Source organism: Vibrio sp. 10N.261.46.E11 (assembly GCF_041472735.1).
Classification (GTDB): Bacteria; Pseudomonadota; Gammaproteobacteria; order Enterobacterales; family Vibrionaceae; genus Vibrio.
In genome coordinates this window covers 112,059-126,281 of sequence record NZ_JBFRQW010000018.1, presented here as the reverse complement: position 1 = coordinate 126,281, position 14,223 = coordinate 112,059, and the positions used below count along the sequence as shown (strand labels likewise).

11 protein-coding genes, 1 tRNA gene and 1 pseudogene are annotated in these 14,223 nt (G+C 43.9%); 9 read left to right on the top strand and 4 right to left on the bottom strand.

Annotated elements, in window-relative coordinates:
- Nucleotides 1-158: 158 nt before the first annotated feature.
- The gene (locus AB4407_RS06330) at nt 159-1,190 is read left to right on the top strand and encodes a potassium channel family protein (protein WP_372119662.1); all 1,032 of its coding nucleotides are present in this window, start codon (nt 159-161) and stop codon (nt 1,188-1,190) included.
- A gap of 117 nt (nt 1,191-1,307) precedes the next feature.
- Here the strand turns inward: AB4407_RS06330 and AB4407_RS06325 are convergent, their stop codons facing one another.
- A complete protein-coding gene (locus AB4407_RS06325; protein WP_372119660.1) occupies nt 1,308-1,877 on the bottom strand; it encodes a UPF0149 family protein in 570 nt (189 codons plus the stop codon).
- 171 nt (nt 1,878-2,048) lie between these two features.
- On the opposite strand from AB4407_RS06325, the gene AB4407_RS06320 reads away from it, so the two are divergent.
- The 5 genes from AB4407_RS06320 (at nt 2,049) to AB4407_RS06300 (ending at nt 8,210) form a co-directional block, all read left to right on the top strand.
- On the top strand, nt 2,049-4,505 hold the full coding sequence (locus AB4407_RS06320; protein ID WP_372119658.1) for an ATP-binding protein: 2,457 nt from the start codon (nt 2,049-2,051) through the stop codon (nt 4,503-4,505).
- A gap of 249 nt (nt 4,506-4,754) precedes the next feature.
- Nucleotides 4,755-5,204: an L-alanine exporter AlaE gene (locus AB4407_RS06315; RefSeq protein WP_017062062.1), complete on the top strand. Its 450-nt coding sequence runs from the start codon at nt 4,755-4,757 to the stop codon at nt 5,202-5,204.
- A 180-nt stretch (nt 5,205-5,384) separates the two neighbouring features.
- Nucleotides 5,385-5,475 (top strand) — tRNA-Ser (locus AB4407_RS06310).
- A 330-nt stretch (nt 5,476-5,805) separates the two neighbouring features.
- A complete protein-coding gene (locus AB4407_RS06305; RefSeq protein ID WP_372119656.1) occupies nt 5,806-6,732 on the top strand; it encodes a LysR family transcriptional regulator in 927 nt (308 codons plus the stop codon).
- A 224-nt stretch (nt 6,733-6,956) separates the two neighbouring features.
- The gene (locus tag AB4407_RS06300; RefSeq protein WP_372119654.1) at nt 6,957-8,210 is read left to right on the top strand and encodes a D-amino acid dehydrogenase; all 1,254 of its coding nucleotides are present in this window, start codon (nt 6,957-6,959) and stop codon (nt 8,208-8,210) included.
- Nucleotides 8,211-8,286: 76 nt separating this feature from the next.
- Here AB4407_RS06300 and AB4407_RS06295 read toward each other — a convergent pair whose 3' ends face one another.
- Both AB4407_RS06295 and AB4407_RS06290 read right to left on the bottom strand, forming a co-directional pair.
- Nucleotides 8,287-9,024, bottom strand: a complete 738-nt coding sequence (locus AB4407_RS06295) for a dienelactone hydrolase family protein (RefSeq protein ID WP_372119652.1) — start codon at nt 9,022-9,024, stop codon at nt 8,287-8,289.
- Nucleotides 9,025-9,139: 115 nt separating this feature from the next.
- Complete coding sequence (locus tag AB4407_RS06290) at nt 9,140-10,069, bottom strand: 1-aminocyclopropane-1-carboxylate deaminase/D-cysteine desulfhydrase (protein WP_372119650.1); 930 nt, start codon at nt 10,067-10,069, stop codon at nt 9,140-9,142.
- 209 nt (nt 10,070-10,278) lie between these two features.
- On the opposite strand from AB4407_RS06290, the pseudogene AB4407_RS06285 reads away from it, so the two are divergent.
- Nucleotides 10,279-10,413: pseudogene (locus AB4407_RS06285) on the top strand (GtrA family protein); the annotation flags it as partial.
- A 102-nt stretch (nt 10,414-10,515) separates the two neighbouring features.
- Here AB4407_RS06285 and AB4407_RS06280 read toward each other — a convergent pair.
- Complete coding sequence (locus tag AB4407_RS06280; protein ID WP_372119666.1) at nt 10,516-12,825, bottom strand: YgiQ family radical SAM protein; 2,310 nt, start codon at nt 12,823-12,825, stop codon at nt 10,516-10,518.
- Between the two features lie 330 nt (nt 12,826-13,155).
- On the opposite strand from AB4407_RS06280, the gene AB4407_RS06275 reads away from it, so the two are divergent.
- Together AB4407_RS06275 and AB4407_RS06270 are read left to right on the top strand one after the other, a co-directional pair.
- Nucleotides 13,156-13,836: a hypothetical protein gene (locus AB4407_RS06275; protein WP_176680109.1), complete on the top strand. Its 681-nt coding sequence runs from the start codon at nt 13,156-13,158 to the stop codon at nt 13,834-13,836.
- Between the two features lie 113 nt (nt 13,837-13,949).
- The gene (locus AB4407_RS06270; protein ID WP_102480531.1) at nt 13,950-14,150 is read left to right on the top strand and encodes a DUF4250 domain-containing protein; all 201 of its coding nucleotides are present in this window, start codon (nt 13,950-13,952) and stop codon (nt 14,148-14,150) included.
- The last annotated feature ends 73 nt before the right edge of the window (nt 14,151-14,223 follow it).

Here is a 14,223-nt window from a genome sequence, read left to right as displayed (position 1 = left end):
TAACTGATCGGCATTAAGCCGAGTGCTGGTTTTTTTGTATCTGGATATTGGCTATCGATATCAATGTTGTTCTTATGTATCTTTTTCTGATGATATATCTTGTTGATATCGCGTATTTTTTCTAGCATGTAATTAAGAGAAATAGATTAGAGGCTCTAATGATAATCTGGTTACAACTCAAACGTTGGGTCAAAGCGAATATCTTTGTTTTGAATGGTAAAAACCTACTGTTTACTTTCCTCGGTTACGTATTTTTATCGTGGTCGACATTGTATTTAGCGGGTGAGACGGACCTAACCAACTCGTTTACTACATTTGCATACTATTTAGTCGTGACGGCTTCTACAGTTGGTTATGGCGATTTGTCACCGACAACGGAAGCGGGGCGATGGATTGTTATTCTGTTTGTTATCCCTGGAGGACTCAGCCTTTTCGCTGCTTTATTGGGTAAGGTGGCAACAGAAGGTGTTGAATATTGGCGAGCGGGCTTGTTAGGTAAAAGGAGAGTTAGAGTGGACAACCACATTTTGATGTTGGGGTGGAATGAACAAAGAACTATTCATCTCATCCGTATGTTGCAACATGAAGAAACGGGCAAGCGACCAATCGTATTGTGTACGCGTTCAGATATTGAAAATCCGTTACCCGGTGAGATCAATTTCGTTAAGGTAAACAGCTACACCGATGGCAAAGAGATGGAGAAAACGGGCATTGAGTCAGCCAGCTGTATTCTTATTGATAACCCTGAAGACGACATCACGCTATCTGCAGCGCTTTATTGTGCGAACAGAAACCCTAAAGCACACTTATTGGTTTACTTTAAAGACGAGGCGTTGAGTGATTTATTGCACCAACATTGCCCCAACTCTGAATGTATTCCGGCAGTGGGTGCCGAAATGCTGGCTAAAGCTGCGGTTGACCCCGGTTCAAGTGCACTTCATCAAGAGCTTTTAAGCTCAACTAGAGGTATGACACAGTATTCAACGTATTACCCTAAAGATGCCGAACCTGTAACCGTCGCGCCTATTTTCTCTGTATTCAAAGATAAGTATAAAGCAACGCTGATCGCGATTGATGCGGGGAGTGGTATAGAGCTTAATCCGGAGTTAGACCAAGTTGTCAGCAGCGGCACAAAGTTGTTTTACATTGCCGATGAGCGAATTGATCATTTCGATTGGAAAGGCTTTTAGACGGTTATATAGTCTCTTGTGAAACGAAAGAAGGCCTCATTGTGAGGCCTTCTTACTATGGTTTGATATAGCGTAGCTTATGTAGCTTATTTCTATCGCTTTAGAGATAATGGGAAATTATTGAGCTTCGGCTAATGCGATACCGCGTTGCGTTAACCCACAAAGCATCACAGGCACAGCGTTAAAGATCTCTTCAAATTGCTCAAGGCCTTCGATGCCTTGCTCTGCAAGCGTAGCAATGGAAGTTTCTGGATCGTAAAGCATGCTTAGTGAAAGCAACACGCCGCCGACCAATGCGTTATCTTCGCTGTCTTCTGGCATCAGTGTTTCCCAATCATCACGGGCTATCTGCCAGCCTTGAAGTAAGCCTTCACAAAAATCGCGAGCTGCCGTATTTACAACTTCAGCATCATCTAGTTGACAAGCTTCAGGCCATACCCAAGTACCTTGGATCAGTTCTGGGCGGGTTTTGTTCCAAAGCGCGATGATAACTTCAATGTAGCTTTCCAGCTGTTCACCGTCGGTAAAAGGCGCGACTTCTTCGCCACCCCAAAGGAATGGTAGCCATTCATGAGGAGTTAACACATTTGGAGCGGCTGCCATTGCAGTGACAAAACCCATGGTTTTGTGTTCTGTGATTAGCTTTCCTTCCAACTCTGGAAGCGCAAGAATATCTTGTAAAGTCAAAGTGAGGTACCGTAAAAGGGAACATATTTGCGCTTATAGTACCAATGAACTTGCGCCAATCAAGCTTCAATCTAAAAACGCTTGATGTCATTAGTGATAAACACTAGGTTAAACAGAAAAGAAAATAACAAGATAATTATGCAAATACGGTCGTCTCTTAAGAAAAAAAGTATGGTAGCGCTTGGTGTTTACCTCGCAATGTTCATTGCTATTGTCGGTAGTGTGACGTATTACGTCGTAGAATCTCCTGTACGCGCTAAGTTGCAACAAAACCTCGACTTACGTACACAACTGTTATCGGAGTTGATTACAGAGCCTCTCAGCAGATCTCAAGGTTTTGTTGATAGTTTGGTTGGTTTCGCTCAAGCGCAGCGCAGCGATACTGATGTGATACCGCTATTTATTAAGTCAATGTTGGCGGCGAGTGATGACACGATCGTCAGCGCAGGTATTTGGCCAGAACCGCATATATTGGATTCTAATAAAGTCCTTAACAGTTATTTTTTCAATAAAGCCGATGATGGTGATATTGACCAACTCTTTTCTTATAACAACCCCAAAAATGCGCCTTATCAAAATGAATATTGGTATACATCTGTAGTAAACAAAGAGCAGGGAACCATTGCATGGAGCAATGTATATATTGACCCATATACACATGTCCAAATGATCACAGCATCTTCACCTTACTATTACGATGGAACTTTTTCAGGTGTTGCGACGGTGGATCTCTCACTCGAAGAACTGCTCGGCTTTATCAAGAACCAAGCAGAAGAGCACAACCTTGGTATTACTCTAAGAGACAAACTCAACCAAGTGTTGGTTTCTCATAACTTCAATCTCGTTGATGGGATTTATATTAGTAGTAACCAATTTGGAGAGTTTGGATGGCAAGTGGATGTCGTCAACTCAAAATCACGGGTAGCAGACGAAGTATTTCACCAAGTAATGAGCATTGAAGGCGGCATTGTGCCGCTGCTGTTATTGTGTGTGATGGCTGGTTATTACTTACTGAACCGTTATCTGATAAGCCCAATAACAACGATTGCTGCCCAAGTTGATAGTTCTAGAGCGGGCGATGTCATCGATGTTGACTACTCAAGTGATGATGAAATCGGACATTTGATCAAAACCTTCAACGAAAAAACCATCTATCTCGAAGCGGAAAAGGTGAAAGCACAGGCATCAACCAATGCAAAAACGGCTTTTCTTGCGACCTTGTCACATGAAATTCGTACCCCGATGAATGGTGTATTAGGAACGGCTCAGATCTTACTGAAAACCCCTTTGAGCTCTGAGCAAGAGAAGCATCTTAAGAGCCTGTATGATTCTGGTGATCATATGATGACGTTACTCAATGAAATCTTGGATTTTTCAAAGATAGAGCAGGGCAAGTTAGATCTGGATGAAACACGATTCCCGCTTGATTCAATCATAGGTAGTATCAACAGTGTTTATTACACCTTGTCTTCCGAGAAAGGGCTTCAATTCAAAGTGTACTCCGAAGTGTCTTCTGGCCGTTGGTATTTCTCAGACAAAGCTCGCCTTCGCCAAATTTTGTTTAATCTCTTAAATAACGCAGTTAAGTTCACCTCTCGAGGCTTTGTCGAGGTGTACCTTAAAGAAGTCGTAGAGGGGAGTGACACCTACCTCAACATTCAAGTTCGCGACACCGGTATTGGGATATCTAAAGAAGCTCAAAAACGTATTTTTAAACCGTTTGAACAAGCTGAGTCTTCTACTACGAGACGTTTTGGCGGTACAGGCCTTGGCTTAGCGATTGTGAAGAAAATCACCCAATTGATGGACGGCAGTATTAGCGTCACCAGTGAACAAGGGATAGGCACCAGCTTTGATGTTCGCTTGAAGATTAAGCCTTGCCAGCCTGGAGAAATAGAGAGCTTGCCTCATAAGAAGTTGGATTACTCTGGCTTGAAGGTTCTGATTGTAGAAGATAACCGAACCAACACCGTCATTATTGAAACCTTCATGAGCAGTAAAGGCTTTACTTGTAAGAGCGTCGAAAATGGTGAACTTGCGATACAAGCCGTGGTGGCTGAGCGCTTCGATTTGGTATTAATGGATAACCATATGCCAGTGATGGACGGCGTTGAATCAACCACGGCTATTCGAGCTTTGATAGGCGAGATATCATCGGTACTGGTGTTTGGTTGTACGGCTGATGTTTTTAAAGAGACTCGCGAACGTATGCTTGGTGCGGGTGTGGATTATATTATTGCCAAGCCGATTGATGAGCGTGAGCTGGATGATGCGTTATTCCGCTATTCAAACAAGCTTTACCAATACCATGAAGTTAAAGCTCATGATCTTGATAGCCCGGATGTTGAAAAACATGATTCGAAAAGTAACAGCGAGTCATTACCTAAACCTGATCTACGAAACAAAGATAACACCGAAGAGCTACTTGTCACGCTTTACGTAGCGCTCGAAGATAATAACCTAGCGCTGATTAAGTCTGCCTTAGAGAGCTTGCGTGTTCATGCTGAACCTATGAATAACGCAGAACTTACATCTCAAGTTGATAAAGCCTTAGAACAGGTTTCTTTAGGCTCTACTCCTGAACAAGAAATCATTAATACCATTACTGTAAATCTTCCTATGGCATAGATGTTGTTTAATTACATAAATGCAGTGGCCATGTGATTGAAATTTAACCAGTACGTATTTTTTTTGGTGGAAATAACTGCTTTTAAAGTGGTTTTTGGTTGTTAATTTACCACTTTGCTTTTAATTTGGAGTGTATGACTGCTAATCTTGTGATTTAATAGAGATATTATCTGTCAAGGTGTCAACTCGCCTTGTTTATGTGTTGTTAAATCACTAATTAAGCAGTGATATATTTTAGGTTTATCGTCAATGAAGTCTCGTGGTCCATTTTGTATTCGAAACGCAGCTGCGGATACATTTGCTATGGTCGTTTTCTGTTTTATTTCTGGCATGATCGTAGAAGTGTTTATTTCTGGTATGACGTTTGAGCAATCTCTTGCTTCTCGAACGTTATCTATTCCTGTAAACATTGCTATCGCTTGGCCTTATGGCGTTTTTCGTGATTGGTTCTTGCGCAATGGTGCAAAACTTTCAGAAAGCTCATTGATGAAAAACTTGTCTGACTTGATGGCATACGTGTTATTCCAGTCTCCTGTGTATGCGGGTATTTTGTTGGCAGTGGGTGCTTCAGGCGACCAGATCGTTACGGCTGTCACCAGTAATGCAGTTATTTCGTGCGGTATGGGCGTACTTTACGGCTACTTCCTCGATATGTGTCGTAAATGGTTTCGAGTTCCAGGCTACTATCAACAAGCTTAAGAAAAGCAACAAGCGTAAGTGCAGCGAAAGAATGAAATTTGGTTTGTTTTTGATCTAATGAGTTAATTTGTAATCGAACAAACCGAAAAAGGCACTTTTTTTGAGAATGCCCCTTGACCAAAGCAAGCAGAATCAATAAAGTAGCGCCTCGTTGAGTGGCAAGCTCAACACACAATTTGTGGAAGGATGGCTGAGTGGCTTAAGGCGCTCGCCTGGAAAGCGAGTATACGTTTATAGCGTATCTGGGGTTCAAATCCCCATCCTTCCACCACTATTCAAAACCCTAGCAGAGATGCTGGGGTTTTCTCGTTTTAGAACGCCCATATTCTATCTCTATCTCTATCTCTATCCCAAAGTCCTCACCTCAGCTCACCTCAGCTCACTTACTCATTGTTATTGGCATGAAATGGGGTTCTAAAAGATCTTTCCATCTGTTTATCACGAGTAAATCGAATGAACGAACATGAGCCTTTAACAGCCTTGAAGTGACTCGGTGCACAAGTTAGTAAGTACAAACACGTTCTTGATAAATTGGGATACATGTTCGTAGCCAATTTGTGAGACGCTTGATTCAGTGTCAGTTGAATCACAAGGAAGTCGAATGCATCACTTTAATATCCGTGCTCTCGAGTATTTAAACGCGTTATCTAAGTATGGCTCATTGCGTAAGGCATCTAAGATGATGAATGTTGACCCTGCAGCAATGAGCAGAATGCTGACACAGTTAGAAGCGCAAACGGAAATGAAAGTATGGGAGCGCAACAACCGCCAATCATTGTTAACCGAAGCGGGTGATGAGCTGTTGAATTACTACCGCTCCATTGTTCGTGGAGAAGCCGCTGTGCTTGCTCGATTAACCAAACTTAAAAACCTTGAAGGAGGCAGTGTCAGTATTGCTATCGGTGAAGGGTTTATTACCAATTTGGTGTCAAAGCCAATGCAAGCTTTCATGACACGTTATCCTGATATTAACCTTTCTATTGAGATCGCAGGGGCGCTCGATGCGGTCAAAATGTTGGAAGATCAACAGATAGACTTTGCGATTACTTATGCTTCTGCACCACATCCTAAATTGCACTCACACGTCGAGCGTAGCCACCCTTTAGAGCTTATCGCGCCGAAAGGGCACGTATTGACGATGCAAGAAACACCAGTGACACTGCAAGATATTAAAGATGCGTCTATTGCATTGATCGACAACTCAACTGGCATGGGAAGGCTAGTAAAGCAGGCCGAACAAAATTCCCATCTTACCTTGCAGCCAAAACTTCAAACCAATTCGGTAACCGCATTAACCAGCTTTGTATCTGCAGGGCTGGGCGTCACTTTTATGCCCAAACTAACTGTGCTTGATGAAATCAAATCAGGTCAAATTGAAGTGGTTGCGACTGAGATAGAAATGCTTTCGAAAGCAACAGTAAAAGTTCAATCTCTCAAAGGCCGAGCTCTTACTCTACAAGCCGAAACCTTTTTAGATTTCCTGATCGAAAACGCCACTTTCTTGAGTCATGACGCCTTTAATATCTAGGGCGAGTCGATTTACATAGTGATTCCTCCCAAGCGTCCAAATACCGCCGATATCTCAATTCTGAACTGCCGAGCACGTTTTTAAGTCGAATTGATTTTTTATCAACACTCTCTCTATTGTTAAGTCAACATGCGCAGAATAAGTTACAAATTATTAACGAAACGAGTTTTAGACTGACAACTGTGTTCGACAGATTTTGGGCTTGTCGGGCATTAGGAGAGAGAATGGAAGTTATTGTAATTGGTAGCGGTGTTATTGGATTGACCAGCGCATGGTATTTGGCGAAAGAAGGTCACTCGGTGACGGTTATTGATCGTCAAGATAGCAGTGGCAAAGAAACCAGCTTTGCTAATGCAGGGCAAATCTCTTACGGTTATTCTTCACCATGGGCGGCACCGGGGATTCCATTGAAAGCGATAAAGTGGCTTACCCAAGAACATGCGCCTCTAAAAGTGAAACCGTCACTTTCTCCGGAATTAGTCGCTTGGGCGACTAAGATGCTCGCCAACTGTAATGAGGCTAAATATGCACAGAACAAATCACGCATGTTGAGAATCGCAAACTACAGTCGAGAGTGTCTCACTCATCTAAGAACCAGTGAAGATTTGGCTTATGAGGGCAGGCAGAAGGGCACCTTGCAAGTATTCAGAAGCGAGAAGCAACTCGATGCTATTCAGCAGGATATGAAGCTATTAACAGAGAGTGGGATCGAACATTCGCTGTTTGATGTTGACCAGTGTCTGTCTGTGGAGTCGGGTTTAGCGGACGTTAAAGAAAAGCTGGTGGGCGGCTTATACTTACCTCATGATGAAACCGGTGATTGCTATCAGTTCTGTTTAACCTTGACTGAGAAAGCAAAGCAACTCGGTGTTAGGTTCGTGTTTGATACTGAAGTGGTCAGTTTGAATCATCAGAATCAAACCATCGAGAGTATTACAACGACTCAAGGCGAGTTTAAAGCGGATGCTTACGTGGTAGCGTCAGGAAGCTATTCTCGAGAACTATTAAAGCAAGTCGACTTGTCTATACCAGTGTATCCAGTGAAAGGGTATTCACTAACACTGCCGATCGTGAATGCTGATAAATCACCGACTTCTACCGTGATGGATGAAACTTACAAGGTCGCGATGACGCGATTTGATGATCGTATTCGTATTGCAGGAACGGCAGAGCTTGCGGGTTTTAATTATCTCATTCCTGAAAAACGTAAAGCCACGATTGATATGGTGATAAAAGATCTTTTCCCTCAAGCAGGGGATTTTTCTAAGGCTGAATACTGGACTGGGCTAAGACCAATGACGCCAGATGGCACGCCTATCATCGGCAAGACGCCTATCAAGAATCTATTTACCAACACGGGTCATGGAACTCTAGGTTGGACAATGGCATGTGGCTCAGGAAAGATATTAGCAAGCGTAGTCAGTGGCTCTGCCAGTGATATTAAAACTGATGACTTAAGTATCCATCGTTATTTGTAGCTGCACGACACCGTGTTAACTAAAGTAACCCCATTCTTAAACTGTAGAATGGGGTTATGGGTTCTCAAGGAGAAGACTATCTGGTGGTTGTTTCTAGTACATGGGTAAATCTATCCCACGATTTCTGGTCAGCTTCTTGTTGATAGTTGCTTGATCCGAATACGGTAAAGGCATGTGGCGCACCACTGTAGGTGATCATTTCATGTGGAACCTTGGTTGATTCAAGTTGAGCTGCGAGGCTGCCAAAATCTTCCATTGAAATCATGGCGTCAGCGGTACCATGGAACACGACAACAGGCGCTTTAGTCTCAGCGTAGTCTTGCCCCTTCGGTGTTGATAAACCACCGTGGAAAGTAACATAAGCTTTCGATGGAATACCCGCACGAGCGGCCTCTAACACAGCGGCTCCGCCAAAGCAGTATCCCATCATCACGTTGTTCTCTAAGTTACCACCAAGTCTTTTCGCTTCCATTGCTCCTGCATTAAGTAGCGCGCGCATTTTTTTTCTGTTTTTATACAACTCGCCCGTGTGTTGTTTTTTATCTTTCACTTCGGTTGGGCGGATACCTTTGCCAAATAGGTCGATGGCGAATACGTTGTAACCGAGTTCGTTGAGCATCTCAGAACGTCTTTTTTCGTAATCGGTTAAGCCATCCCAATCGTGTATTAGCAGTACCAAAGGCGCTTGGTCACTGGCTTCACTCCAATAACCTTCGTAATCCATACCATCAACTTGGTAAGTGATGTTTTCTCCTGAAATCGCATAGAAGGGCAGTAAAACTGAAAACAGGCCGAGCGTAGTGATTGTTCGCATGCGTGATTCCTTTCGATGACAATTGATGTTCCAATCGAAAGTATAGATAACGCGATGATTCTCGCCAGATTTCTTTGTTTGATTTGAAGTTAAGGTTCTATATTGAAATTGGCGATTACCAAGATGCGTTGGTTTTATTGATACACATATCTGGGTATTTACGTTGATAGCGCGGCAACATTGACTCATTACCTAAGATGCCGCCTTGATGGATATAGATGATGGTTTTAGTGGGGTTGTCTTCTTGCCATTGCTCTAGGCATTGCCACATCAATGGGTCATACAGCAGGTCAAACTCAATGTCGGTTTGTTCTTGTAGTCTCAACCAAGTTCGATAGTCCTGCTGATACAGCTTACCAAAGTGGTGTTTGGTTTTGAGCGGTAAAATCTGCGGGTGATCGGTCTCGCCAAGTTCATCGAATTGCTGAGTTAAATAGTCATTACCCCCAACACACGCACAGGTTAACACCGGGATATTGTGCACTTTTAAATGCTTATGCAGATACAGGGCTGTGCTGCCTGTACCTGCGGGCAGTGCGACCACAAAATCGTGTTTATTTTCAAAGCGAGTCCAGCTGAGTATCTCCATAGCCAGTTGTTTTACGCCATATTCAGAAAGCTGAGAGCGTCCACCTTCAGGTAACACAATGCACTGAGAGTCAGGCTGTCTTACTTGCTTGACATATTGTTGTGGATGAAGTTCCGAGCCTGTCTCTTTTACTGAGATCACCTTAGCGCCGAGGTCGATGGCGCCACGGTAGTTGCCGATTGGGCGCTCTTGCAACCATTGAGGCAGGTGATCGACGTAAAACTCAAGCGTCCAGCCTTTGATTTTTGCAAGTGCGGCTAGCGAGAACAAGGAGTTAGCTTGAGCGGACCCATAGCTTATTAGAGTGGTGGTGTTTGGGTGATCGCCTTCCAGTAGCTTCATGAACTTTCTGGCTTTGTTGCCGCAAAAGTGGGAGTGAAGCTTATCGTCTCGCTTTAAGAAAAAGGTGTGATCGTTGTATTGATGCTGAGTTACAGGGCTATTATTTAGTTTCATCGCACTTAGACAAAATGCTGACTCAAGAGCCAGCATTTTTAAATCAAATAGGACGGACGAGTATCTAGTAGCCAGAGGCGGCTGTAAACCAACTAAATCAAGTTTTCGTCGATATTAACGAGGATGAATCGCTTTGAAAGGTGATCTTGGCGATGCATCCATCACAACTGCGATTGAACAATTCAAAGGGCTTTGTTGCGTAATTCTGTTTGCTGTGCTTTAAACTGATGACGGAATTACTGCCTGCATTTAGTGGGGCCGTGTTTATCGCAATGGCGGTTGGTATCTTAGTGGGTATGGTCACCAACTATTTGTTTAGTCAGTATTGGGTATTTACTCGTTAGACAACTCAGTGAGATTTTTGATGAGTTGGCAAAAACAAAAAAGCGCAGCTAAATAGCTGCGCTTTGTGTTTTTACGATAACAGAATAAATTGGCTTGCGATATTAGCGTTGTGCTGCGCGCTGGCGGTTCTTGCCGTTACTTGCAGGTTTGCCACCTTGACCATTACCGCCTTTATTGCGGTTTGGTTTGCCGTTTCCGCTGCCATTACCTTGTGATTGCTGACTACCAGGACCTTTCTTAATGAAGCCTGTCGCTGGTTTACGACCGTTACCGTTGTTACTACCACCAGCGTTTTGCTTTCCGTTACCTTGGTTAGCATTGCCTTGGCTACCGTTACCAGTAGGCTTCTTGCCACCAGATTTAGAGTGATTACGTGGCTTCTCGCCGCCTAAACCCGGTTGAGATTTGCTGTGTTTAGTCGCAAAACGTTGTGAACCGTGACGACCAGACTTACGACGTTGTGCTGGCGTTTGAGCATCAAAGTCTTCTGCTGGTACTAGGCAGTTTACTTTGTCGCCGATCAAGTGCTGTTTGCCCATACTGATCAGCGCTTCACGGATGATCTTCCAGTTTTCAGGATCGTGGTAACGTAGCAGTGCTTTATGGAGACGACGTTGACGATCGCCTTTCGGCACAGGAACATCTTCACGCTTCTTATATTTCACGCGCTTCAGAGGGTTGGTCTCTGAGTAGTACATCGATGTTGCATTACACATTGGCGATGGGTAGAAGTTCTGTACTTGGTCACACTCGTAGTTATGCTTTTTCAGCCACATTGCAAGGTTAAGCATATCTTCATCTTCTGTGCCCGGGTGGGCCGAGATGAAGTAAGGAATTAGATACTGTTTCTTGCCGGCTTCAGCGCTGTACTTCTCGAACATCTCTTTGAAACGATCATAAGTGCCCATGCCCGGTTTCATCATCAGATCCAGTGGGCCTTTTTCAGTATGCTCTGGAGCAATCTTCAAGTAGCCACCTACGTGGTGCGTTACAAGCTCACGCACGTATTCTGGGGATTCAATAGCTAAGTCGTAACGAACACCAGAAGCGATCATGATCTTCTTAACACCCGGTACTTTTCTCGCAGAGCGGTACAGGTCAATCGTGTGTTGGTGGTCTGTGTTTAGCTTCTCACAGATCTTAGGGAACACACATGATGGACGACGACAGTTAATTTCTGCTTTCGGATCTGAACAGCCTAAACGATACATGTTCGCCGTTGGACCACCCAAGTCAGAAATAGTCCCCGTAAAGCCAGGTACTTTATCTTTAATGTCTTCGATTTCATCCAAGATAGATTCTTTCGAACGGTTCTGAATGATACGACCTTCGTGCTCTGTGATTGAACAGAAAGAACAACCACCAAAACAACCACGCATGATGTTAACCGAAGTTTTGATCATGTCGTACGCAGGGATTTTCGCTTTACCATACATAGGGTGCGGAACACGTTTGTACGAAAGGCCAAACACGTAATCCATCTCTTCTGTGCTCAATGGAATTGGTGCTTGGTTAACCCAAAGTTCACGGTCACCGTGACGTTGAATAAGAGCTCGACCTGAATATGGGTTTGTCTCAAGGTGCAGAATACGGCTAGCGTGAGCGTAAAGAATACGGTCATTGTTTAGCTTTTCGTAGCCTGGGATACGAACCGCGGTTGTTTTTGCGTCGTGACGAGAAGGACGAATCGTAATCGGCTGCGCTTTTACTTCTTCTTTCTCATCTTTCTTAGTATCACATTGCGTTTCCACTTCGTACGGGTTTACCGGCACGTAAGCTTTGTTCGGTTTTTCAATACGAGAAGAGTCGATGATTTTGAAGCCTTCAGGTGCTGCAGCAAGATTGATTGCCGTACCGCGAATGTCTGTCAGCGTTGACATGTCTTCGCCATCAGCAATGCGGTGTGCTACTTCAACCAGTGCACGCTCAGCGTTACCAAAAAGAAGGATGTCCGCTTTTGCATCAAACAATACCGAGCGACGAACTTTATCCGACCAGTAATCGTAGTGCGCAACACGGCGCAAGCTCGCTTCAATACCACCAAGAACGATTGGCGTGCCTTTGTAGGCTTCGCGACAACGTTGAGAATAAACCAGAGTTGCACGGTCAGGACGCTTGCCACCTTCATTGTTCGGTGTATAAGCATCATCGTGACGTAATTTGCGATCAGAGGTGTAGCGGTTGATCATTGAGTCCATGTTACCCGCTGTGATGCCGAAGAATAGGTTAGGTTTACCTAGCTTCATGAAGGCGTCTTTATTGTCCCACTTTGGTTGAGCAATAATGCCCACGCGGAAACCTTGAGCTTCAAGTAGGCGGCCAATGATAGCCATACCAAAGCTCGGGTGATCGACATAAGCGTCACCGGTTACAATAATAATGTCACAGCTATCCCATCCAAGAGCATCCATCTCCTTTCTACTGGTAGGCAAAAAGGGTGCAGTTCCGTAGCACTCGGCCCAGTATTTTTTGTATTCGTGAATAGGAGTGATATCGCTGTACATATTTCGACCTCTGATTTTTGAGGCGGGAATTATAGCGGCATGAGACTAGACTAGCCAGTAGAACATGCCCTTGTTAGTTCTGGTGTCTTTCGCTACATCGCTTTTAAAAGCAGCAAAAGAGCCATACAACAGCATAGTTGAAGCCTTGAATAACGTCGCTAATTTGTGATTTTGATTAGTGTTCGCAGCAGTTTTTGATATTATTCGCGAAAATAAGTCTGAAGAAGTAGATCCACAATGGTCGAAACGTTATTAGTACAATTTGCTCCGATGCTTTTAGGAGCCCAACTGATCTTAACCCTCATCTTGGTGAAAGGGGATATTTGCCCGGGACAACGTGGCCGTATTCATAAGATGTTGCCTGCAATTGGCGTGCTGTGGCTGGCGGTTGCCTCAGTGAAAATTGAAGCCTTTTTGGTCGTGTTCGCAATCTTTTATTTCTATTCTCAAGTTCAAACTAAGAAGACACGTGATTCAGGCCCTATTTGGGTTATGTATTTGGCGTGTGGTTTGGCGCTGTCTTACGTTGCTATTCAAGCGACGGAACAAGCAACCACAGTCGGTATCATTACGACTCTGCTGTTGGTGGTATTGTTAGGTGCTGCGTTTGGTCATTTATTGCTGACGATCGCAAGAACGCGCCTACAAGCGTTTCACCGTGTTTTGCCTGTGGTGGGTGTATTGACGGGGATGTTGGTGGTTTTGGCGACAGTCGTGAACGTTTACTCACTGTCTGAAGCTCAGTTAGAGCCAGTAATTTCCACTTTGCTATTTAGCTTTGCTTTGTTGATCTCTTCTATCGTGGTGTGGTGTTGGCATCTACTGTTCGTTAAGACACCTGAAAAGCTTCAACTGACGGTTTCATTGCTGATGTTATTAGCGGCTGCTGTTGGTTTAACGCCTGTTTGGGCTCTGTAACTTTGGGCATTGTAACCACGTATCTGATTTAAGAAGTGTGATCTGTTTTTTAGCGTGACCTTAGTAAGCGTTCTAAACTTAATTCTAGTCAGTGTGTTCGTAAGGAGTACGAGATGGATTTAAGCAACGTCAAAAGTCTGGATAGCATTATCTTGCTGGGAATAGTGAACGAGAAACTGCGCTTAGAGTGCGACAGTTTTGAAGAGCTCATTAGCATGTATGAGATGGATATAGAAAGTGTCGTGGGCAAGCTTGATATGTTGGGCTATCAATACGATCCATTGACGAACCAGTTTAAATCTTATCCAAGATAAACAGCGAACCGGCGTATCTTCTATCGTGAGTGAGCCAGTTATCGTCATCTTTGGTACTAATACCAATCGTAGT